The sequence below is a fragment of the Streptomyces alanosinicus genome, from assembly GCF_014650595.1.
In the GTDB taxonomy this organism is placed as follows: Bacteria; Actinomycetota; Actinomycetes; order Streptomycetales; family Streptomycetaceae; genus Streptomyces; species Streptomyces alanosinicus.
The window spans coordinates 246,112-266,660 of the sequence record NZ_BMVG01000005.1 but is presented as its reverse complement, the minus strand read 5'-3'; the positions used below and the strand labels follow the sequence as shown (position 1 = coordinate 266,660).

The window sequence follows — 20,549 nt, the reverse complement described above, 5'->3', positions numbered from 1 at the left end:
CTCGCATCCTACGGCGGCCGTCGTCGCAGGCCACTGTGGGAGTATCGGGGCTATCACCCGGTACAACGTCGCACCCACGAGGAGCGTGCCCATGTCGTCGAATCCGGTCGCCGAGACCGTCGCCTCGCTGCTGCCACGGGCCAAGGCGGAGCTGACCGAACTGGTCGCCTTCAGGTCGGTGGCGGACTTCGCGCAGTTCCCGAAGAGCGAGAGCGAGGCGGCCGCCAACTGGATCGCCGACGCCCTGCGCGCCGAGGGATTCGTCGACGTGGCGCTGTTGGACACCCCGGACGGCACCCAGTCCGTCTACGGCTACCTGCCGGGCCCTGAGGGCGCGAAAACGGTTCTCCTCTACGCGCACTACGACGTGCAGCCGCCGCTGGACGAGGCCGCCTGGACCACCCCGGCGTTCGAGCTGACCGAGCGCGACGGCCGCTGGTACGGCCGCGGGAGCGCCGACTGCAAGGGCGGCGTCCTCATGCACCTGCTGGCGCTGCGCGCCCTGAAGGCGAACGGCGGCGTCCCGGTCAACGTCAAGGTGATCGTCGAGGGCTCGGAGGAGCAGGGCACGGGCGGCCTGGAGCGGTACGCCGAGGAGCACCCGGAGCTGCTGGCCGCGGACACCATCGTGATCGGCGACGCGGGCAACTTCCGCGTCGGTCTGCCGACGGTGACCACCACGCTGCGCGGTATGACCCTGGTCCGCGTGACGGTCGACACCCTCGCGGGCAATCTGCACTCCGGCCAGTTCGGCGGTGCCGCCCCGGACGCGCTGGCCGCGCTGATCCGGGTGCTGGACTCGCTGCGCGCCGAGGACGGCTCCACCACGGTCGACGGCCTGCACTCCGACGCGCGCTGGGAGGGCCTTGAGTACACCGAGGAGCAGTTCCGCGGCGACGCCAAGGTGCTCGACGGGGTCGGCCTGATCGGCGCCGGCTCGGTCGCCGACCGTATCTGGGCCCGCCCGGCGGTCACCGTCCTCGGCATCGACTGCCCGCCGGTCGTCGGTGCCACCCCCTCCGTCCAGTCGAGCGCCCGCGCCCTGATCAGCCTGCGGGTCCCGCCGGGCGTCGACGCGGCGGAGGCGGCCAAGCTGCTCCAGGCGCACGTCGAGGCGCACACCCCCTGGGACGCCCGGGTCACCACGGAGCAGATCGGCCAGGGCCAGCCCTTCCGGGCCGACACCTCCAGCCCGGCCTACCAGGCGATGGCCGACGCGATGGCGGTCGCCTACCCCGGCGAGAGCATGCAGTACGCCGGCCAGGGCGGCTCCATCCCGCTGTGCAACACCCTCGCCGGCCTGTACCCGCAGGCGGAGATCCTGCTCATCGGCCTGAGCGAGCCGGAGGCCCAGATCCACGCGGTCGACGAGAGCGTGTCCCCCGAGGAGCTGGAGCGGCTGTCGGTCGCCGAGGCGCTGTTCCTGCGCAACTACGCGGCGGGCTGAGCCCCTTCTGCCGTCGGCGGCACCCTCGCCCATGGGGCGGGGGCGCCGCCTGCGGTCGGCGCCGGGGGACGTACGGGATCGTGCTCACCCACTTCCAGGAGGCCCACTGCCTCCAAGAAGACGACGTGGGCGGCGCGGGCGAGTCCACCGCGCTGAGCGGCGCCGAGGCACGGGCCGGACGGCTCAGCCCAACGGTCATCCGACCGTCAGCCCACCGGTCATCCGACCGTCAGCCCACCGGTCATCCGGCCGTCAGCCCACCGGTATTCCGGCCTCCAGATACAGGGCGGTCCCGCGCTCGCGGGCGCGCAGCGCCCAGCGCAGCCGCTCGTAGCGGACCGGCGGCAGCATCCCGGCGGCCTCCTGTTCGGTGGCGAAACGCCAGTCGCGCAGCTCCGGTCCCGGCAGCAGCACCCGGGACGCCTCGCCGGACTCCAGCCGGCCGCCGTCGAACAGCAGCCGCAGCCCGCCGAAGCCGGGCGGCACCGGCCGTTCCCAGTCGACGACGAGCAGCCGGGGCACCTCTCCCAGCCGTATCCCGGTCTCCTCGGCGACCTCGCGCATCCCGGCCCGGGCCGGCGCCTCACCGCGCTCCACCACACCGCCGGGGAACTCCCAGCCCGGCTTGTAGGTGGGGTCCACGAGCAGCACCCGGTCCTGCTCGTCGAAGAGCAGCACCCCGGCGGCGAGGGTCTCGGCGGTCGGCTCGGGCGTCTGCACGATGTCGCAGGGCGCCACGGCACCGGTGCCGACGGCGTCGGCGATGCGGACGGCGGTGGCGTACGGCGTGAGGGCACTGGTGTCCACGAGGTGGGCGTCGGCGGTGAGCCAGGAGGCGAGGGCGGCGCGGTAGGGCTCGATGTGGTCGTAGGCCCACTGCCGTTGCCGTATCTCGCCGTCGGGTAGATCCGGCGGTATCTCCCGGCCGGCTATCCGCGCACGCAGGATCGTTTCAGCCGGAGCGAGCAGCAGATGGTGCACCGGGATCCTGCGGGCGGCGAGGCCGCCGAAGATCTCGTCGCGGTGCTCCTGGCGGAGCAGGGTCATGGGCACCACGAGGGTCCCGCCCAGCTCGGCGAGCATCGCGGCCGCCGTGTCGACCACCAGCCGGCGCCAGATCGGCAGGTCCTGGAAGTCGCCGACCTCGGCGAGGCGCTTGGCCGGCAGCAGCTGCGTGAGCTCTCCGCCGATGATCTCGGGGTCGAAGAGCGTGCTGTTCGGGATCAGTTCGATCAGTTCCCGTGCGGTGGTGGTCTTCCCCGCACCGAACGCGCCGTTGATCCAGACGACGGTCACGGACTCCCCCTCTTCTGTTGGCCCCCTGAGGCTTGCCCGCTCCACCCTGCCACGGAAACCCCGTCCCGGTGAGGGCGCCGCAACAGCGGTGCCGGTGGCCCCCGCGACGGGGACACCGGCACCTGCGCCTCGCGCCGTGGGATCTACGCCGGCCCGCGACTGCCGTCGTCGATACCGAAACTGTCCAGCGAGACCGGGTGGCCGCCGGCCGAGTCGAGCGTGTCCGTGACGTTGAGGCCGTCCACGGTCACCCCGTTGTCGGGGCTGCTGTGGCCCTTGTCCGCCGCGTGGGAAGCCGCGTGGGAAGGGGTGACGGCGGCCACCACGAATCCGGTGGCCAGGGAGGCGATGGCGAGCATGCTGCGCTTCTTCATGGGCTGAACAACTGCGGATCCGGCCAGGGGTCACGCGGATACCGGCGAGCGGACGACCTCGGACCCGGCGGTTCGCGGCACCGTGAGCGCGCCGGGTGTGCCGAAATTCGTTGGCACGCGCCTGTGCCGGGCCGGTATCGTCCGGCATCCCGCCCTGCCCGCTCCCGCGGCGGGCCCGAGCAGAAACGCGCCGTCATGACCAGCCTCGCCCCGACCACGACCCTCTGGCGCCCCACCGGCCCCGAGGAACTGGAGCTGGTCCGCGCGCTCGACTGGCGGGCCTGGCCGCCGCGGCTCCCGGAGCAGCCGATCTTCTACCCGGTTCTCAACGAGGACTACGCGATCCGGATCGCCCGGGACTGGAACGTCCGCTACGACGGCGCCGGTTTCGTGACCCGCTTCGAGGTCGACACGGAGTTCGTCGGGCGGTATCCGGTCCGGCAGGCCGGCGGCGAGACGATCCTGGAACTGTGGGTGCCGGCCGAGGAGTTGGACGAGTTCAACGCCCATATCGTCGGCCGCATCGAGGTCGTACGGGAGTTCCGCTGAGCGGGCCCACGCCCTTCGGCGCCGCAGCCGACGGCAGCACGGACGGCGGCAGCGCGGGCGACCGCGTCGTGGACGTCGTGCGCTCGGGCGAGCGGCTGGTGCAGACCGCGGCGGCCCTGTCGGACGCCGCACTGCAGGCCCCCGCACTGCTGCCCGGGTGGACGCGCGGCCATGTGCTCGCCCATGTCGCCCACAGCGTGGACGCGTATGTGTGGCTGCTGCGGCTCGCGCACACCGGCCAGGAGCCGGCCCCGCGCGCGGACGCGGCGGCGCTCTCCGCGGCGGTCGAGCGGGACGCGGCGCTGTCCACGGCCCGGCTCACGGCCCGGCTGCAGGGGAGCCTCGACCGGTTCGCGGGACTGGCACAGGCCACACCCGCCCCCGTCTGGGACCGCCTGGTCCCGGCGCTGGCCGGCTGGCTCCACCCGGCCCGGTACCTGCTGCTGCGGTGCCTGCGGGAGCTGGAGACCCACCACCTCGACCTGGGACTGGGCCACGGCACCGAGCAGTGGCCGGACGCGTATGTCTCCTGGGCGCTGGAGGACACCCTCGCCACGCTGCGCGCCCAGGGCTTTCCGCTCGCCTCGGTCCGGGCCGTGGACCTCGGCCGGAGCTGGTCGCCGGCGGCCGAGGGTCCCTCCGTCGCCGGGGCCGGACATCAGGTGCTCGGCTGGCTCGGCGGACGCGTCGCGGCCGACACGCTGACGAGCGACCGCCCGGCGCATCTGCTGCCCCGCCCGCCCGCCTGGCCCCAGCCCCCACTGCCCGGCTGGGGCCGCGTCGACGACGAGGCATGACCCCCGGAAGCCAACACATCCGAACGCCGGATCACACCCATGGGGGCGAAACGTCCCTGCGGTCCCGGCTTCTGACGGGGTTTCGAACAACCGGGGCACATGTCTTCCAACACAGTCCGACACGTCCTACCGTAAACGCGCACAGTCGATACACAGATGACGCCCAGGCGGCGCCATACCGTCATCCACCGTTCGCGAGTCGGAGGAACGTCAACGATGCGTCACCCTCACACCCGCACACCCCGCCGAAGAGTGCTCGGCACGCTCACGGCGGCACTGCTGTGCGCGGCGGCCCTCGCCGTCCCCGCGCAGGCGGCCCCCGCCCAGGCCCCCGCCGCCAGCGCCCCCGCCCTGGGCGACGGTCTCGCCCTCACCCCGCCGATGGGGTTCAACAACTGGAATTCCACGCACTGCCGGTCCGAGTTCAACGAGACGATGGTCAAGGGCATCGCCGACCTCTTCGTGGCGAAGGGCCTGAAAAACGCCGGCTACCGCTACGTCAATCTGGACGACTGCTGGGCGCTGCCGCAGCGCGACGCCGACGGCAAGCTGGTGCCCGACCCGGCCCGCTTCCCGAACGGCATCAAGGCCGTCGCCGACTACGTCCACTCCAAGGGACTCAAACTCGGCATCTACACCAGCGCCGGAACCAAGACCTGCAACAGCGCGGGATTCCCGGGCGCGCTCGGCCACGAGTACAGCGACGCCCGGCAGTTCGCCGACTGGGGTGTGGACTACCTGAAGTACGACAACTGCAATAACCAGGGCGTCGACGCCAAGCAGCGCTACACGACCATGCGTGACGCGCTCAGGGCGACCGGGCGGCCCATCGTGTACAGCATCTGCGAATGGGGCGAGAACAAGCCCTGGGAGTGGGCTACCGACGTCGGCCACCTGTGGCGCACCACCGGTGACATCAGCGACGACTGGGGCTCGATGCTGTCGATCCTCAAGCAGAACCTCCCGCTCGCTCCGTACGCCGGACCCGGCCACTGGAACGACCCCGACATGCTGGAGGTCGGCAACGGCGGCATGACGGACACCGAGTACCGCTCCCACTTCTCCCTCTGGTCGGTCATGGCGGCCCCGCTGCTCATCGGCACCGACCTGCGCAAGGCCTCCCAGACGACCTTCGACATCCTGGACAACAAGGAGGTCGTCGCCGTCGACCAGGACCCGCTGGGCAAGCAGGGCGCGGTCGTCTCCTCCGCGGGCGGCCGCTGGGTGATCGCCAAGGAGATGAAGGACGGCAGCCGGGCCGTCGCGCTGTTCAACGAGTCCGGTACCGCCCAGCGGATCGCCACCACCGCGGCCGCCGTCGGACTCCCCGACGCCCCCGCCTACACCCTGCGCGACCTGTGGCAGCACAGCAGCTACAACACCGCCGGGACCGTCGCGGCCACCGTTCCCGCCCACGCCACGGTCCTCCTGCGGGTCTCGGCCGACCCCCGCTGGGCGGCCAACCCGCCCGCCGCCGAACTCGGCCTGGACGGCAGCCCGCTGCTGGAGGCCGCGACCCCGGCCACGCTGACCAGCACGGTCACCGACCTCGGCCGCACCCCCGCCCGCCGGGTCTCGGTGTCCCTCGCCGGCCCCGCGGGGTGGACCGTACGGCCCATATCGTCGACCTCGGCGACCGCCCTCGCCACGGGCCAGGTCCTGCGTACCGGTTGGCGCGTCACCGCGCCGGCCGGCGCACCCACCGGCTCCTACGGCCTCACGCTCCAGGCCCGGTACCGCTCACCGTCCGGGCAGCGCGTCACCGGCACGCTCCCGCTGACCGCGTCCGTCGTGGTACGGCCGCCCTCCGGGACGTCGTATCTCAGCGACCTGGACCGGCTGTCGGCGACCAGCGGCTGGGGTCCCGTGGAGCGTGACACCAGCAACGGGGAGAGCGACCCGGGCGACGGCCACCCGATCACCATCGGCGGCACGGTGTACGCCAAGGGCCTCGGCGTCCACGCGCCGAGCGACGTCTCCTTCTACACCGGCAAGGCCTGCCGGACGGTCACCGCCGACGTCGGGGTCGACGACGAGAAGGGCACGAAGGGCAGCGTCACCTTCGAGATCTGGGCGGACGGCACGAAGGTCGCGTCGACGGGGGTCCTGACCAACGCGATGCCGGCCCGGCCGGTGTCCGCCGACGTCAGCGGCGCCCAGGTCATCCGTCTTGTCGTCACCGACGCGGGAGACGGCAACGATTCCGACCATGCGGACTGGGCGGACGCGCGCGTGAGCTGCTGACCGCGCACCTGGGCGGTCGCGGTCGTCGCGCCCGTCCGCCGCGCCGCTCAGACCCCCGCCGTCGCGTCCGGCCGCCGGGCCAGCGCGGCGGCCGCCGCGCCGACCAGCCCCGCGTCCGTGCCCATCTGCGCGGGCACGACCGTCAGCCGCTGGACGAAGGACAGGGTCGCGTAGTCGGTGAGTGCCTTGCGCAGCGGGGTGAGGAGGATGTCGCCGGCCTTGCCGACGCCCCCGCCGATGACCGCGATGTCGATCTCCACCAGGGTCGCGGTGGCCGCGATGCCGGCGGCCAGCGCCTGCGCCGCCCGCTCGAAGGAGGCCACTGCGACCGGGTCGCCCTCGCGGGCGGCGGCGGCCACCGCGGCGGCCGAGGTGTCGCCGTCGGGGCCGGGCCGCCAGCCCTGCTCCATGGCGCGCCGGGCGATGTTCGGCCCGCTGGCGATGCGCTCCACGCAGCCGCGCGAACCGCATGGGCACGGGTCGCCGTCGAGGTCGACGCTGATGTGCCCGATGTGCCCGGCGTTGCCGGTCGGGCCGGGGTGCAGCCGTCCGTTCAGGACCAGGCCGCCGCCCACACCCGTCGACACCACCATGCACAGCGCGTTGTCATGGCCTCTGGCGGCGCCCTGCCAGTGCTCGGCGGCCGTGATCGCGACGCCGTCGCCGATCAGCTCGACCGGGAGGCCGCCGGTGGCCGAGCGCACCCGGCCGACCAGCGGGTAGTCGCGCCAGCCCGGCACGTTCACCGGACTGACGGTGCCCGCCGAGGCGTCCACCGGACCGGCGCTGCCGATGCCGATGGCGCCGGCGCGTCCCCACAGCGGCGATCCGGCGAGGTCGGCCAGCACGTCCTCGACGGCTCGCATGACCGTTTCGCCGTCCCGCTGGGCGGGGGTGCCGCGCTGGGCCCGCGTCAGGATCCGTCCGTCGTCGTCCACCAGCGCGCCGGCGATCTTGGTGCCGCCGATGTCCAGGGCCGCCACGAGGTCGGTGTGCATCAGAGTCAGATCTCCCCGTTGAAGCTTGAGAACCAAAGAGAAGCAGGCCGGTCAAGCGGTGGGGGCGCAGGCCGGCAGAAAACGGTGGACAGTGTCTCGCGCATCTGACAACGTTGTCCAGGCTCTATGCTCGACGCCACATCCTCATACAATCCCCGGACCGGCGCACCACCCCGGACGCATCACTTCATGCGCACCCACGCGCCGGCCCGGACGCACCGGTTCCGCGGACCATACGGACGACAGGACAGGACGCCGCATCGTGCCCGACACCACCCGCCGCGCAGACAGCCTTCCCGGCAACCGTTACGGCAACCGCCCGACGATGAAGGACGTCGCGGCACGGGCCGGTGTCGGACTGAAGACGGTCTCACGGGTGGTCAACGGCGAGCCCGGCGTCACGCCGGACACCGAGCGCCGGGTGCAGGAGGCGATCGAGGCGCTGGGCTTCCGCCGCAACGACAGCGCCCGGGTGCTGCGCAAGGGCCGTACGGCGAGCATCGGGCTGGTCCTGGAGGACCTCGCCGACCCCTTCTACGGCCCGCTCAGCCGCGCCGTCGAGGAGGTGGCCCGAGCCCATGGCGCCCTGCTGATCAACGGCTCCAGCGCCGAGGACCCGGAGCGCGAGCAGGAGTTGGCACTGGCCCTGTGCGCGCGCCGGGTGGACGGCCTGGTGGTGATCCCGGCCGGTGACGACCACCGCTATCTGGAGCCGGAGATCAGGGCGGGCGTGGCGACGGTCTTCGTGGACCGTCCGGCCGGGCGGATCGACGCCGACGTGGTCCTCTCGGACAACTACGGCGGGGCCCGGGACGGCGTCGCCCATCTGATCGCGCACGGCCACCGCCGGATCGGGTTCATCGGTGACATGCCCCGGATCCACACCGCCGCGGAACGGCTGCGCGGCTACCGGGCGGCCATGGAGGACGCCGGGATACCGGTCGAGGACGCCTGGATGTCCCTCGGCGCGACGAATCCGGAGCGGGTGCGCCGGGCGGCGGAGGAGATGCTCTCCGGACCCGCCCCGGTCACCGCGATCTTCACGGGCAACAACCGGGTGACGGTCACCGTGATCCGGGTCCTGGCCGAACAGTCCCGGCACGTCGCCCTCGTCGGCTTCGACGACATCGAGCTGGCCGATCTGCTGCAGCCGGGCGTCACGGTCGTCGCCCAGGACGCGGCGGCCCTCGGCCGTACGGCCGCCGAGCGCCTCTTCCGTCAGCTGGACAGCGGGCGCGTCGCTCCTGAGCGGATCGAGCTGCCCACCCGGCTGATCACCCGCGGCTCGGGTGAGCTGCCCCCCGCGGACTGATCGGGCCGCCCCTCGCCCCGCCCAACTGCGCCGCGGGCGGGTGGAGTTCGAGAGCGGCTCCGCTCAGCAGACCGGCAGGCCGGGCACCGGTGCGTCGTTGGTGCCGCCCTTGAGGTAGACATCGCTGACGTAGACCCCGGTGTTGCCACTGTCGTCGTCGGTCTTCGCCCACCAGACGTTCGTCCACCGGCCATAGGTCTCCCGGCGCCCCAGATTCGCCTGGCAGTAGAAGTAGTTGGTGCCCGCGTTCACGGTCCCGGCCGCGGCGCCGGAGGCCGTGTACGACGTGGCGGTGCGCCAGACCTCGCAGTTGTACTTGCCGCCGCCGATGGACAGGCAGGACGCCGCGGGGCTGGAGGTGTGGCTCGTACCGCTGGTCGGGGTCGGGCTGGGGGAGGGTTCGGCCGGCGCGGACGCGGAGACGGAGGCGGAGGCGCTCGACGACGGCTCGGCAGTACCCGCGCCGCTCGGCTGCCCGGTGGGCCCGGTACTCCTTCCGCCCTCCCGGCGCGGATGGCCTGGCTGAGCGGACCGCTCCGTACCGGCCCGTCGGGTGCCCGCCGCCGGAGTGTGGGAGGCCGTCGCCCCGGGACCCGCCGTCGGCGCACCCTGGTCGCGCAGCAGGGCCACGGTGACACCTGCCCCGGCGAGCACGACGGCGACGGCAGCGGCGGCGAGCAGCACCCGGCCCTTGCGGCGGGGCGCTCCCGAGGTCGTACTCATGGGCCTGGTGGGCGCGCCGGACGCGCCGGCGGGAGTCGCCCCGGCGGGCGCACCGGTGTGCGGAGCGGCACCCTCCCGGTGTGCGGACACCGACCCCATGGGCACGCCGGCCTGGGAAGCGACGGGGCCGTACGGCCCCTCGGAGCCGCGCGGGCCGGCGGGGCCGTGCGAGTCGACGGGACCCTGCGGGCTGGCGGAGCCGTGCGAGCCGACAGGGCCTTGCGCCCCGGCGGAGCCGTACGGGCTGGCGGGGCCGTGCGGGCCGGCGGGGCCGTACGCGCTGGCGGAGCCGTGCGAGTCGACGGGGCCCTGCGGGCCGACAGGGCCATGCGCCCCGGCGGAGCCGTGCGCGCCGACAGAACCGTGCGAGTCGACGGGACCCTGCGGGCCGGCGGAGCCGTACAGGCGGTCGGAGCCGTGCGAGCCGACAGCGTCATGCAAGTCGGCAGAACCGTGCGGGTCGACGGAGCCGCTCGCTGTCGGGCCAAGCGGGTCGGCCGGGTTGGCGGTGGCCGGCTGTGCCGGTCCGAATCCCGGTGGGGCGGAGGGCGCGTCGTGGTCCGGTGGGGCGGAGGGCGTGTCGTGGTGCGGTGGGGCGGGGGTTGCCGGTGTGGTCGGGCGCAGGGTGGTCGTCGGGGTGTCCGAGGGTCGCGCCCGCTCCACCTCGCGCAGCGCCTCGCGGGCCTCCTCGGCGTCCGGGCGGGAGTCCGGGCGCTTGTCCATCAGGCGCCGCAGCACGGGTGCCAGCGGGCCGGCCCGGCGGGGCTCGGGGAGGGGCTCGGAGACGATGGCGGTGAGCGTCGAGTAGGTGGACGTACGACGGAACGGCGAGGTGCCCTCGACGGCCGCGTACAGCGTGGCCCCCAGCGCCCCGACATCGGCGGGCGCGCCCGGCTCGCCGCCCTGGGCGCGCTCGGGGGCCAGATAGTCCAGGGAACCGACGAGTTCGCCGCTGCGGGTCAGACGGGTGGCCGAGCCGTCCGCGGGGTCGTCCATGGTGGCGATGCCGAAGTCGGTCAGGACGACGCGGCCGGAGCGGTCGAGGAGGATGTTGCCCGGTTTGACGTCGCGGTGCAGGACGCCGGAGCGATGGGCGGCGGCCAGCGCGTCGGTCACGGCCAGGCCGATGCGGGCCGCCTCGTACGGGTCGAGGGTGCCGCGCTCGCGCAGGATCCCGTCGAGGGAGGGTCCGTCGATCAGTTCCATGACGATCAGCGGGCGTCCGTCGACCTCGGTGACGTCGTGCACGGCGACGACCCCGGGGTGGCGGACCCGGGCGGCGGCACGGGCCTCGCGCTGCATACGCAGCCGCAGCCCGGACAGCTCCGGTCCGGCCGCGTCCGTGTACGTCCGCAGTTCCTTGACGGCGACCTCGCGGCCGAGGACCTCGTCCACCGCCCGCCAGACCACCCCCATGCCGCCGCGCCCGAGCCGTGCGGTGACCCGGTAGCGCCCGGCGAGCAGCCGGCCGGTCCCGTCCGTGTCGCCGTACTCCTGCGGTCCTTGCTCCCCCGAAGACACCGCCGCCCCGTTCCCGTGTCGTCCTGTGTCGCGTCCGCTGGTCGATGCGTGGCGTCCAGCGTACGGGGCGGCGGCGCCGGATCGAGCCGGCGGCGGGAGCTGTGACCGGTCCGCTACTTCGCGGAGGCCGTCAGGTCACCTCGCCGGGGCGCCGCGAAGCCCTCCAGATCGGCGCGGGTCAGCCCGCTGAGGCGGGCGACCTCGGCAATGTCGAGGGCGCCGCAGTCCAGGCCGCGCAGCAGATAGCCGCTGAGCGCCTTGGCGGTGGCGGGCTCGTCCATGACGTCGCCGCCGGCGTGGTTGGCGTAGCGGGCGAGGCGGGCCGCCGCCTGTTCGAAGCCCTCGCGGTAGAAGGCGTAGACGGCCGCGTAGCGCGTCGGGATGTGGCCGGGGTGCATGTCCCAGCCCTGGTAGTAGGCGCGGGCGAGGGCGCGGCGGGTGAGACCGTAGTGCAGGCGCCAGGCGTCGTGGACCTTGGCCGCCGGACCGACCGGCAGGACGTTGGTGGAGCCGTCGGAGACGCGGACGCCGGTGCCGGCCGCCGCTACCTGCATGACCGCCTTGGCGTGGTCGGCGGCCGGGTGGTCACTGGCCTGGTACGCGGCGGAGACGCCGAGGCAGGCGCTGTAGTCGAAGGTGCCGTAGTGCAGCCCGGTGGCGCGGCCCTCCGCGGCCTGGATCATACGGGCCACCGTGGCGGTGCCGTCGGTGGCGAGGATGGACTGGCTGGTCTCGATCTGGATCTCGAAGCCGAGCCGGCCGGCGTCCAGGCCGTGCGCCTTCTCGAAGGCCTCCAGGAGGCGGACGAAGGCGCCGACCTGCTCGGGGTAGGTGACCTTGGGCAGGGTGAGGACCAGGCCCTCGGGCAGGCCGCCCGACTGGATCAGGCCGGTCAGGAAGACGTCGAGGGTGCGGATGCCCCGGTCGCGTACGGCGGCCTCCATGCACTTCATGCGGATGCCCATGTACGGCGCCGCCGTACCGTCGCGATACGCCTGTGCGATCAGCCGGGCCGCGCGGGCCGCCGTCGCGTCCTCGTCGGCGTCCGGGTGGGCGCCGTAGCCGTCCTCGAAGTCGACGCGCAGGTCTTCGATGGGCTCGCGCTCCAGCTTGGCGCGGACACGGGAGTAGACCGGTTCGGCCAGTTCGTCCGACAGGCCGAGGACGGCCGCGAAGGAGGCGGCGTCGGGGGCGTGCTCGTCGAGGGCGGCGAGGGCCTGGTCGCCCCAGGAGCGGATGGTGCCGGCGGCGAAGGCGTCACCGGGTACGTAGACGGTGTGGACGGGCTGCCGGGTGCCGGGGTCCCCGGGGTAGCGGCGCTCCAGCTCCGCGTCGACCGATGCCAGGGAGGCGCTGATCTCCTCGCTGACGGCGCCCGCGAGACTCGTCGCCACCTTCTCCTGCTGACCCATCCCACACCCTCCAATGTTTCCGCACTACGGAATCAACAATCCGTATAGCGAAGTTATCTGCCAACCTTCCCGCTGGTCAACACCGCATTCCCTACGCGCCACCCGGCCATCCCGGCGTGTTCACATCCAGTCGGCAGCGCGCCGGGCCGCATTGCCCTACCGTCACAGCGCATCTGACCGACTCGCCCGAAGCCGCCGTGGAAGGAGCGCCCGTGCCGAACCTCAGCCGCATCACGCGCCGTATGGGCCTGAAGAGCGCGTTCGCGGTCACGATCCCCGCGCCCCTGTCCAGTACAGCACTCGCCGCGGACCCCGCCTCGGCCGGCGAACGGCAGGGCGAGGCGTTGCGCGTCATGTCGTTCAACCTGCGTTACGCGAACACCGCCGAACCCAACAGCTGGGCCGCCCGCAGACCGGCGATGAGCGCCCTTCTGCAGCGCGAGGGCCTGCATGTCATCGGCACCCAGGAGGGCCTCTACCAGCAGCTGCGCGACATGGAGGCCGACCTCGGAGCCGACTACGACTGGATCGGCACCGGACGCGCCGGCGGCAGCCGCGGCGAGTTCATGGCGGTCTTCTACGACACCCGCCGGCTCGCCCCGCAGGAGTACGACCACTTCTGGCTCTCCGACACACCGGAGACGATCGGCTCCAACACCTGGGGCGGCGGCTCCGTGCGGATGGTGACCTGGGTGCGGTTCCGGGATCTTGTCGACGGTGACCGCGAGTTCTACTTCCTGAACACGCACCTCGACAACCGCAGCCAGAAGGCACGCGCGCGGGGCGCCGCCCTGATCGTCCAGCGCCTCGCCGGGCTCGACCGGTCGCTCCCGCTCGTCGTCACCGGCGACTTCAACGCCGCCGCCCACAAGAACGCGGTCTACGACACGCTGCTGGGCGCCGGCCTCGTCGACACCTGGGAGACCGCGGCCGTGCGGGGCGAGCCGTACGGGACCTTCCACGGCTACAAGCCGCTGACCCGCGACGGAGACCGCATCGACTGGATCCTCGCCACCCCCGGCGTCAGGGCGCAGCTGGCCTCGATCAACACGTTCTCGCTGAACGGACAGTTCCCGAGCGACCACCTGCCGGTGCAGGCGACCCTGATCCCGGGATGAGACGGGACGAGGCCCCCGTGACCGGCGGTGCGGTCGCGGGGGCCTCGTACAGCGAAGGCAGGCATCAGCCGGGCGGGGATCAGCCCTTGCGGGACTTGATCTCCTCGGTCAGCTGCGGGACGACGTCGAAGAGGTCGCCGACGACGCCGTAGTCGACCAGCTCGAAGATCGGGGCCTCGGCGTCCTTGTTGACGGCCACGATCGTCTTCGAGGTCTGCATACCGGCGCGGTGCTGGATCGCGCCGGAGATGCCGTTGGCGATGTACAGCTGCGGCGAGACCGACTTGCCGGTCTGGCCGACCTGGTTGGTGTGCGGGTACCAGCCGGCGTCGACGGCGGCGCGCGAGGCACCGACGGCCGCGCCGAGGGAGTCGGCGAGCGCCTCGATGATCGAGAAGTTCTCGGCGCCGTTCACGCCGCGGCCACCGGAGACCACGATCGCGGCCTCGGTCAGCTCCGGGCGGCCCGTCGACTCACGCGCGGTGCGGGCGGTGACCTTGGTGCCGGTCGCCTTGTCCGAGAAGGTCACGGCGAGGGCCTCGACCGCACCGGCGGCCGGGGCGGCCTCGACGGCGGCCGAGTTCGGCTTGACCGTGATGACCGGGGTGCCCTTGATGACCCGGGACTTGGTGGTGAAGGACGCGGCGAACACCGACTGGGTGGCCACCGGGCCCTCGTCGCCGGCCTCCAGGTCGACGGCGTCGGTGATGATGCCGGAGCCGATGCGCAGCGCGAGGCGGGCGGCGATCTCCTTGCCCTCGGCGGAGGACGGGACCAGCACGGCGGCCGGGGAGACGGACTCGTAGGCGGCCTGCAGGGCGTCCACCTTCGGCACGACCAGGTAGTCGGCGTACTCGGACGCGTCGTGGGTGAGGACCTTCACCGCGCCGTGCTCGGCGAGCGTGGCGGCGGTGTCGGCGGCGCCGTTGCCCAGGGCGACGGCGACGGGCTCGCCGACGCGGCGGGCCAGCGTCAGCAGCTCCAGGGTGGGCTTGCGGACGGCACCGTCCACGTGGTCGACGTAGACGAGGACTTCAGCCATGGGATTGCTCTCCTGCGTAACGAAGTTGAGGGGCGGTCAGCGGGTGCGAGCCCTTAGATGAACTTCTGGCTCGCGAGGAACTCAGCGAGCTGCTTGCCGCCCTCGCCCTCGTCCTTGACGATGGTGCCGGCCGTGCGGGCCGGACGCTCGGCCACGGCCTCGACCTTGGTGAACGCGCCGTCCAGGCCGACCTCTTCGGCCTCGATGTCGAGGTCGGACAGGTCCCAGGACTCCACCGGCTTCTTCTTGGCGGCCATGATGCCCTTGAAGGAGGGGTAGCGCGCCTCGCCCGACTGGTCGGTGACGGAGACGACGGCCGGCAGGGCGGCCTCCAGCTGCTCGCTGGCGGCGTCGCCGTCCCGGCGGCCCTTGACCGTGCCGTCCTCGACGGAGACCTCGGAGAGCAGGGTGACCTGCGGGACGCCGAGGCGCTCGGCGACCAGCGCGGGCACGACACCCATGGTGCCGTCGGTGGAGGCCATGCCGGAGACGACCAGGTCGAAGCCGGCCTTCTCGATCGCCTTGGCCAGCACCAGGGAGGTGCCGATGGCGTCGGTGCCGTGCAGGTCGTCGTCCTCGACGTGGACGGCCTTGTCGGCACCCATGGACAGGGCCTTGCGCAGCGCGTCCTTGGCGTCCTCGGGGCCGATCGTGAGAACGGTGACCTCGACGTCGTCGTCGGAGTCCTCCGCGATCTTCAGGGCCTGCTCGACCGCGTACTCGTCCAGTTCGGAGAGCAGACCGTCCACGTCGTCGCGGTCGACGGTCAGGTCATCGGCGAAGTGCCGGTCGCCAGTGGCGTCGGGCACGTACTTCACAGTGACAACGATCCTCAAGCTCACGCCGGCTCTCCTACTGCATCGTCATTTCCGGGCACCTCTTGCAGGCAGCATAGGCGCCTCAAGCGGCCGATCCCGGTCGGGGCGTCCGCGCGCTCCGACCGAAATATTACTCGTCAGTACACCCAGTTCATGCCCGCTAAGCAAGCGCTTTGAACTGTGACCTTCGCAACGCAGCGTAACCGGAACTCGACGGCCCCGCAGCGGCGGCCCACATGGTCAGTCCCGCAGTCCGCTGAAGCGCCCCTGGTGGTAGAGGAGCGGCCGGCCGGTGCCTGTGGGGTCGCCGAGGACGACCTCGGCGAGCACGATCCGGTGATCACCGGCCGGGACGCGGGCGACGATCCGGCAGACCAGCCAGGCGAGCACACCGCCGAGCACCGGCACCCCCTCCGGGCCCTCGCGCCAGACGGTCGGGGCGCCGAACCGGTCGGCGCCGCTGCGCGCGAAGGTGGCGGCCAGCTCACTCTGGTGCTCGCCCAGGATGTGGACGCCTATGTGGTCCTTCTCGGCTATCGCGGGCCAGCTGGAGGCGCCCGTGCCGATACAGAAGGAGACGAGCGGGGGCTCGGCGGAGACGGAGGTGAGGGAGGTGGCGGTGAAGCCGACCGGACCGGAGTCACCGCGTGCGGTGATCACCGCCACACCGGCGGCGTGCCGGCGGAAGGTGGAGCGCAACAGGTCGGGAGAGGCGTACCGAACCGTGCCGAGGTCGGGTGAGGCCGTCATGGGGATGTCCTTCTGCTGGAGGTCGCGAGCCGGGCCGTCGGTGCTCAACAGACCGGACAGGTGGCGCTCGCGGTGCGGGCGAGGTCGACGTGGACCCGCCCATGGAGAAGGAGTTCGCTCGGCATACGGCCAGGCTGACGATCAATGGCGCGCGCAGTCAAGCATGATCCGCGAACTGGGAGATGTCCCACGGCCGTCTGAAGCCCCCTCACACGGCCTCCCCCAGCGCGGCGATGACATCGGCCCTGCGAGGCTGTCCGGTGGCGCGCCGCACCACCCGGCCGGCGGCGTCGAGCACCAGCACGGTGGGGGTCTTGAGGATCTCCAGGTCGCGCACGAGGTCCAGACGGGCCTCGGCGTCGATCTCGACGTGCGTCACCCCGGGCACCATGCCGGCGACCTCCCCGAGCACCCGTCGGGTGGCCCGGCAGGGCGCGCAGAAGGCGCTGGAGAACTGGACCAGCGTGGCCCGCTCGCCGAGTTCACCGCCCAGCTCGGCCGCTCCCAGTCGCCTGCCGTCGTCCCGCCCGCGCACCCGCACTCTCCCGTCCCGCCGCCGTCGGTCACCCTTCACCAGCACCCGTCGGGCGCCAATGATTCCCGGGCACGGAGGAATCCCGGGCGCGGAAGGCTCGCCGTCACCCACGGATCACGTATAAAGACGATCTATAGATCGAGGTGGGACCGAGGTCCGACGTGACGAGGATCTCGCCGCCGCGTGGCACCAGGACTGGCTACCCGTCCGTTCTTCGGGCACGATCTGCGATACGCCGTAAACCTACGGCTGCGTAACTTTCCCGCCGGGAGCCCCCTTTCCCGAGCAGAGCAGAAAGGGTCTGTCCCGCCCATGGCAGAGCTGGTCTACCGTCCCGTCATCGGTCTCGCCAAGACGTTGTTCAAGGCCTGGGACCTGAAGATCGACTGCCAGGGGTCGGAGAACATCCCGCGCTCGGGCGGCGCCGTGCTCGTCAGCAATCACATCAGCTATCTGGACTTCGTCTTCAACGGCCTGGCGGCCCTGCCGCAGAAGCGTCTGGTGCGCTTCATGGCGAAGGAGTCCGTCTTCCGGCACAAGATCTCCGGTCCGCTGATGCGCGGCATGAAGCACATCCCGGTGGACCGCAAGCAGGGCGAGGCGGCCTACGCGCACGCGCTGGACTCGCTGCGCTCCGGCGAGGTGGTCGGGGTCTTCCCGGAGGCCACCATCTCGCAGTCGTTCACGTTGAAGAGCTTCAAGTCCGGTGCGGCCCGGCTCGCCCAGGACGCCGGCGTCCCGCTGATCCCGATGGCGGTGTGGGGCACCCAGCGGCTGTGGACGAAGGGCCAGGCCCGCAACTTCAAGCGTGACCACCTGCCCGTCACCATCCGGGTCGGCGAGGCGGTCGAGGCACCCCGCGACCAGTACGCGGGCGCGATCACCCGTCGGCTGCGCGATGCCGTCCAGGAGGTGCTGGAGGCCGCGCAGCGCGCCTACCCGGGCCGCCCCAAGGGCCCCGGGGACTCCTGGTGGCTGCCCGCCCACCTGGGGGGCACGGCACCGACGGTCGAGCAGTTGCGCGCGGCCGAGGCGCACTGACCCACGGCGCGGCGACCGCAGACGCTGCGGGGTCCAAAGGCGCCCCAGGGCCCTCGGGCGGCCGGGCGCACCGGTCCGCGCACCCACCCGGCGGCTTACGGCGGCGGCCCGGCCGATAGGGTTCGCGGTCGTGACGGGAGGGCCGGACGGCCCTCGTGTGCCGACCGCTGTACGGGGGCTCGACGATGCGGCGCTGGTGGAAGGTGACGTTGGCGGCTGCGGCCGTGCTGGCGCTGGCCGGCTGGATCGGCGCGCCGTATGTGAAGGACTGGTGGCTGGTGCGCACCGCCTGCGACGGCGTGCTCCCCTCCGGACCGGTGCGTGAACTCGCGGCAGGCGGCGGCCACTTCACGAAGGCCGACACGACGCAGCACCCCGGGCTCGACGACTACGGCTGCAGTCTGTCCTTCGAGGGGCGCGGCGATTCCACGCTGGTGGTGCGGATGACCGCCTATCTCGGGCGGGACGACCAGGACAGCATGTTCCTCGATGCCTTCGAGGACCAGGGTTTCTCGCCCATGGACCCCATGCCGCGGGGTCTGCCGGGATTCTTCGACAAGTTCGGTGATCCGCAGTTCGTGCTGCACTGCCCGGCCCTCGCCAAGGGCGTGCCGGGCCGGCCGCGCCGGATGCTGGTGAGCGCCCACGTCGGCTACGCCGCGGTCCGCACGAGCCACGCCGTGTACGAGACGGTCATCCCCTTCGTCAACTCCGCCTCCCGGCACCTGGGTTGCGGCGCCGAGCCGCTGACCGTGCCGAAGGGCGGTGCGGCGCAGCCGGGTCCCGACGCGAGGCGGCGTTCGGTGCCCGTCACCGAGGCGGACGGCACCGACTGCGGCTGGGTGGCTCGTGCGCGGCTCCCCCAGGCAGCCCGGTGGCGGGTCGAGCCGGTGATGAACGACAGCGCTCCCGCCGGGCGTTGCGACCTGGACCGCGACACTTCGCCGTCCTCGGCGTATCTGAACTTCGGCGCCTGGTACGGCGACTGGAGCAACCGTCTGGTCTCGGACGACGGGGTGCGCCGCCCCCTGACCGCGACCGCACGCTGTGCCGGCGAGGCGGCCAACTTCGCGGTCCGCGGCTCGGACGAGATCCCGGGCGTCCGTACGGCGGACCTGCGCAGGCTGCTGAAGGCCTTCGCCGAGGACCAGGTCACACGGCGCGGCTGCTCGGGGCTGCGGCTGACCGGCTGACATCCGACCGCGGCGCCCTCATGGGACCCCGTACCCCCATGGAGCCCCGTACCCTCATGAGGCCCCGTAGTGGAAACCCTTGAGGTAGGCGTCGTCCAGGACCTGGCGGACCGCCGACGCCCGGCCGGCCGGTACCTTACGGGCCTTGGCCCAGGCGTCCAACGTCAGGAACAGCTGACCGCGCCCGTCCATGAGATGCCCGCGCACGGCCCCGCTCACCGGCCGGCGGGCGATGCCGTTCATGGGCGGCCGGAGGGTCACCCGATCCGCCGCCGCCCGGTAGGCGCCCCGGGTGTGCCGGAGCACGGCCTCGTCGAAGGCGTACAGATCGTCGATGCCGCCGTCGCGGGCGCCGTCCGCCCTGACGTACATGAGGGTGCCGACGCGGCGCGCGATGTCCTGCAGATCGTTGTCGGGCCCGAGGGTCGGGGGCATGCGCGCCTCCCCCGGTTCCTTCTCGGGGTGCTGGTCGGGATCCGTGCCCTGCGCGGTCAGCCGCTCCAGGTAGTGGGCGAGGTAGGCGCGCTCGGCGTCGTACAGGATCGCGAACGCCTCCGGGTCCTTGGCCACTTCGCCGAAGAGCCGCGCCGGATCGGCGGTCACCGTGCCGGTGTGGTCGAAGCCGAACTCCGGGTGTGCCTCGCCCGGCGCGAGGAAGCGGCCGAAGCGGGAGAAGCCGGCCTCGTCGGGGGCGGCGTCGGCGCCGGAGGCGGCCGGGGTGGCGGCATCGGGGTCCTCGACGACGAAGCCCGTGGTGTCGGCGACATAGCCGGCCAGGGCACGGGCCAGGCCCGGCTCCGCGCCCGGCGGCACAGGGGCCCCGTCGTAGACCGCGCTGACCGCGTACATCGCACGGGCCTGGGCCGTGCTGTGGACCGTACCGACGGCGTCGGCACCGGTGGCGGCGTCCACCACCCGGCCGAGCGCACGGCCGCCGTCGCCGCACAGCGTGCCGGACGGCAGGAGTGCGCGCACGGCGTCGTAGCGGGACATGTCGTCCCGGGGGTCGAGGGCGCGGGTCGCCGCCGCCGGGTCCTTCGCCAACGCGCGGATTCCGGCGGGCAGTTGCTTGCAGGTGTCGTCCCCCACGCCGAGCGCGAACGGCACGGCGACGCCGCCGGCCACGAGGACCAGCCCCACCGCCGAGGCAAGCGCCCGGCGTCTGCGCGGCGCGGCGGTCGGCTCCGGCCGGGACGTCTTCTCCGCGCGCTCTGGCTCCGGCTTTTTCTCCGTACGCTCCGGATGCGGCGTCTTCTCCGTGCCGGTGACGTCGTCCTTCTCTTCCGCTCCCCCGTTGCTCATGGCGGGGAGATTAGCGAGTGCGATCGGGACGGCGACAGGCGGGGTGGGGACGGCATGCCCCGTCCGGGACGGCCCGA

Annotated in this window: 19 protein-coding genes; 8 read left to right on the top strand and 11 right to left on the bottom strand. The window is 72.8% G+C overall.

The window, feature by feature from the left end; genetic code table 11:
• Nucleotides 1-91 precede the first annotated feature (91 nt).
• On the top strand, nucleotides 92-1,447 hold the full coding sequence (locus tag IE277_RS14260) for a dipeptidase (protein ID WP_189952238.1): 1,356 nt from the start codon (nucleotides 92-94) through the stop codon (nucleotides 1,445-1,447).
• Nucleotides 1,448-1,699: 252 nt separating this feature from the next.
• Here IE277_RS14260 and IE277_RS14255 read toward each other — a convergent pair whose 3' ends face one another.
• Nucleotides 1,700-2,743: an NUDIX hydrolase gene (locus IE277_RS14255; RefSeq protein WP_189952236.1), complete on the bottom strand. Its 1,044-nt coding sequence runs from the start codon at nucleotides 2,741-2,743 to the stop codon at nucleotides 1,700-1,702.
• A gap of 143 nt (nucleotides 2,744-2,886) precedes the next feature.
• The gene (locus IE277_RS14250) at nucleotides 2,887-3,117 is read right to left on the bottom strand and encodes a hypothetical protein (protein WP_189952234.1); all 231 of its coding nucleotides are present in this window, start codon (nucleotides 3,115-3,117) and stop codon (nucleotides 2,887-2,889) included.
• A 195-nt stretch (nucleotides 3,118-3,312) separates the two neighbouring features.
• On the opposite strand from IE277_RS14250, the gene IE277_RS14245 reads away from it, so the two are divergent.
• The 3 genes from IE277_RS14245 (at nucleotide 3,313) to IE277_RS14235 (ending at nucleotide 6,707) form a co-directional block, all read left to right on the top strand.
• A complete protein-coding gene (locus IE277_RS14245; RefSeq protein ID WP_189952232.1) occupies nucleotides 3,313-3,666 on the top strand; it encodes an ADP-ribosylation/crystallin J1 in 354 nt (117 codons plus the stop codon).
• A 68-nt stretch (nucleotides 3,667-3,734) separates the two neighbouring features.
• Nucleotides 3,735-4,463 carry a maleylpyruvate isomerase family mycothiol-dependent enzyme gene (locus tag IE277_RS14240; RefSeq protein ID WP_229881428.1) on the top strand — a complete coding sequence of 243 codons (729 nt, stop codon included), beginning with the start codon at nucleotides 3,735-3,737 and terminating at the stop codon, nucleotides 4,461-4,463.
• A 216-nt stretch (nucleotides 4,464-4,679) separates the two neighbouring features.
• Complete coding sequence (locus IE277_RS14235) at nucleotides 4,680-6,707, top strand: NPCBM/NEW2 domain-containing protein (RefSeq protein WP_189952230.1); 2,028 nt, start codon at nucleotides 4,680-4,682, stop codon at nucleotides 6,705-6,707.
• Between the two features lie 47 nt (nucleotides 6,708-6,754).
• Here the strand turns inward: IE277_RS14235 and IE277_RS14230 are convergent, their stop codons facing one another.
• Nucleotides 6,755-7,705, bottom strand: a complete 951-nt coding sequence (locus tag IE277_RS14230; protein ID WP_189952229.1) for an ROK family protein — start codon at nucleotides 7,703-7,705, stop codon at nucleotides 6,755-6,757.
• 262 nt (nucleotides 7,706-7,967) lie between these two features.
• Between IE277_RS14230 and IE277_RS14225 the strand changes: the two genes are divergently transcribed.
• A complete protein-coding gene (locus IE277_RS14225) occupies nucleotides 7,968-9,017 on the top strand; it encodes a LacI family DNA-binding transcriptional regulator (RefSeq protein ID WP_189952227.1) in 1,050 nt (349 codons plus the stop codon).
• A gap of 63 nt (nucleotides 9,018-9,080) precedes the next feature.
• Here the strand turns inward: IE277_RS14225 and IE277_RS14220 are convergent, their stop codons facing one another.
• Entirely contained in the window at nucleotides 9,081-11,261 is a 2,181-nt protein-coding gene (locus IE277_RS14220; RefSeq protein WP_189952225.1) for a serine/threonine-protein kinase, read from the bottom strand.
• A 113-nt stretch (nucleotides 11,262-11,374) separates the two neighbouring features.
• On the bottom strand, nucleotides 11,375-12,673 hold the full coding sequence (locus IE277_RS14215; RefSeq protein WP_189952223.1) for a DUF6986 family protein: 1,299 nt from the start codon (nucleotides 12,671-12,673) through the stop codon (nucleotides 11,375-11,377).
• Between the two features lie 212 nt (nucleotides 12,674-12,885).
• On the opposite strand from IE277_RS14215, the gene IE277_RS14210 reads away from it, so the two are divergent.
• The gene (locus IE277_RS14210) at nucleotides 12,886-13,791 is read left to right on the top strand and encodes an endonuclease/exonuclease/phosphatase family protein (RefSeq protein WP_189952221.1); all 906 of its coding nucleotides are present in this window, start codon (nucleotides 12,886-12,888) and stop codon (nucleotides 13,789-13,791) included.
• A 79-nt stretch (nucleotides 13,792-13,870) separates the two neighbouring features.
• Here the strand turns inward: IE277_RS14210 and IE277_RS14205 are convergent, their stop codons facing one another.
• The 5 genes from IE277_RS14205 to IE277_RS14190 form a co-directional block, all read right to left on the bottom strand.
• Complete coding sequence (locus tag IE277_RS14205; RefSeq protein ID WP_189952219.1) at nucleotides 13,871-14,833, bottom strand: electron transfer flavoprotein subunit alpha/FixB family protein; 963 nt, start codon at nucleotides 14,831-14,833, stop codon at nucleotides 13,871-13,873.
• A 53-nt stretch (nucleotides 14,834-14,886) separates the two neighbouring features.
• Nucleotides 14,887-15,675: an electron transfer flavoprotein subunit beta/FixA family protein gene (locus IE277_RS14200; RefSeq protein ID WP_189952217.1), complete on the bottom strand. Its 789-nt coding sequence runs from the start codon at nucleotides 15,673-15,675 to the stop codon at nucleotides 14,887-14,889.
• A gap of 216 nt (nucleotides 15,676-15,891) precedes the next feature.
• Nucleotides 15,892-16,401 (bottom strand): flavin reductase family protein, encoded by a 510-nt coding sequence (locus tag IE277_RS14195; RefSeq protein WP_189952215.1) that lies wholly within the window; start codon nucleotides 16,399-16,401, stop codon nucleotides 15,892-15,894.
• A gap of 44 nt (nucleotides 16,402-16,445) precedes the next feature.
• Nucleotides 16,446-16,526: a putative leader peptide gene (locus tag IE277_RS49510; RefSeq protein ID WP_373310789.1), complete on the bottom strand. Its 81-nt coding sequence runs from the start codon at nucleotides 16,524-16,526 to the stop codon at nucleotides 16,446-16,448.
• Nucleotides 16,527-16,609: 83 nt separating this feature from the next.
• The gene (locus IE277_RS14190) at nucleotides 16,610-16,978 is read right to left on the bottom strand and encodes a TlpA family protein disulfide reductase (protein WP_373310788.1); all 369 of its coding nucleotides are present in this window, start codon (nucleotides 16,976-16,978) and stop codon (nucleotides 16,610-16,612) included.
• Between the two features lie 270 nt (nucleotides 16,979-17,248).
• Here IE277_RS14190 and IE277_RS14185 point away from each other — a divergent pair, with 270 nt between their 5' ends.
• Both IE277_RS14185 and IE277_RS14180 read left to right on the top strand, forming a co-directional pair.
• Entirely contained in the window at nucleotides 17,249-17,977 is a 729-nt protein-coding gene (locus tag IE277_RS14185; protein WP_189952213.1) for a lysophospholipid acyltransferase family protein, read from the top strand.
• Between the two features lie 203 nt (nucleotides 17,978-18,180).
• Complete coding sequence (locus tag IE277_RS14180; protein ID WP_189952210.1) at nucleotides 18,181-19,170, top strand: hypothetical protein; 990 nt, start codon at nucleotides 18,181-18,183, stop codon at nucleotides 19,168-19,170.
• 54 nt (nucleotides 19,171-19,224) lie between these two features.
• On the opposite strand, the gene IE277_RS14175 is transcribed toward IE277_RS14180, so the two are convergent.
• On the bottom strand, nucleotides 19,225-20,472 hold the full coding sequence (locus IE277_RS14175; protein ID WP_189952208.1) for a hypothetical protein: 1,248 nt from the start codon (nucleotides 20,470-20,472) through the stop codon (nucleotides 19,225-19,227).
• Nucleotides 20,473-20,549: the final 77 nt, after the last annotated feature.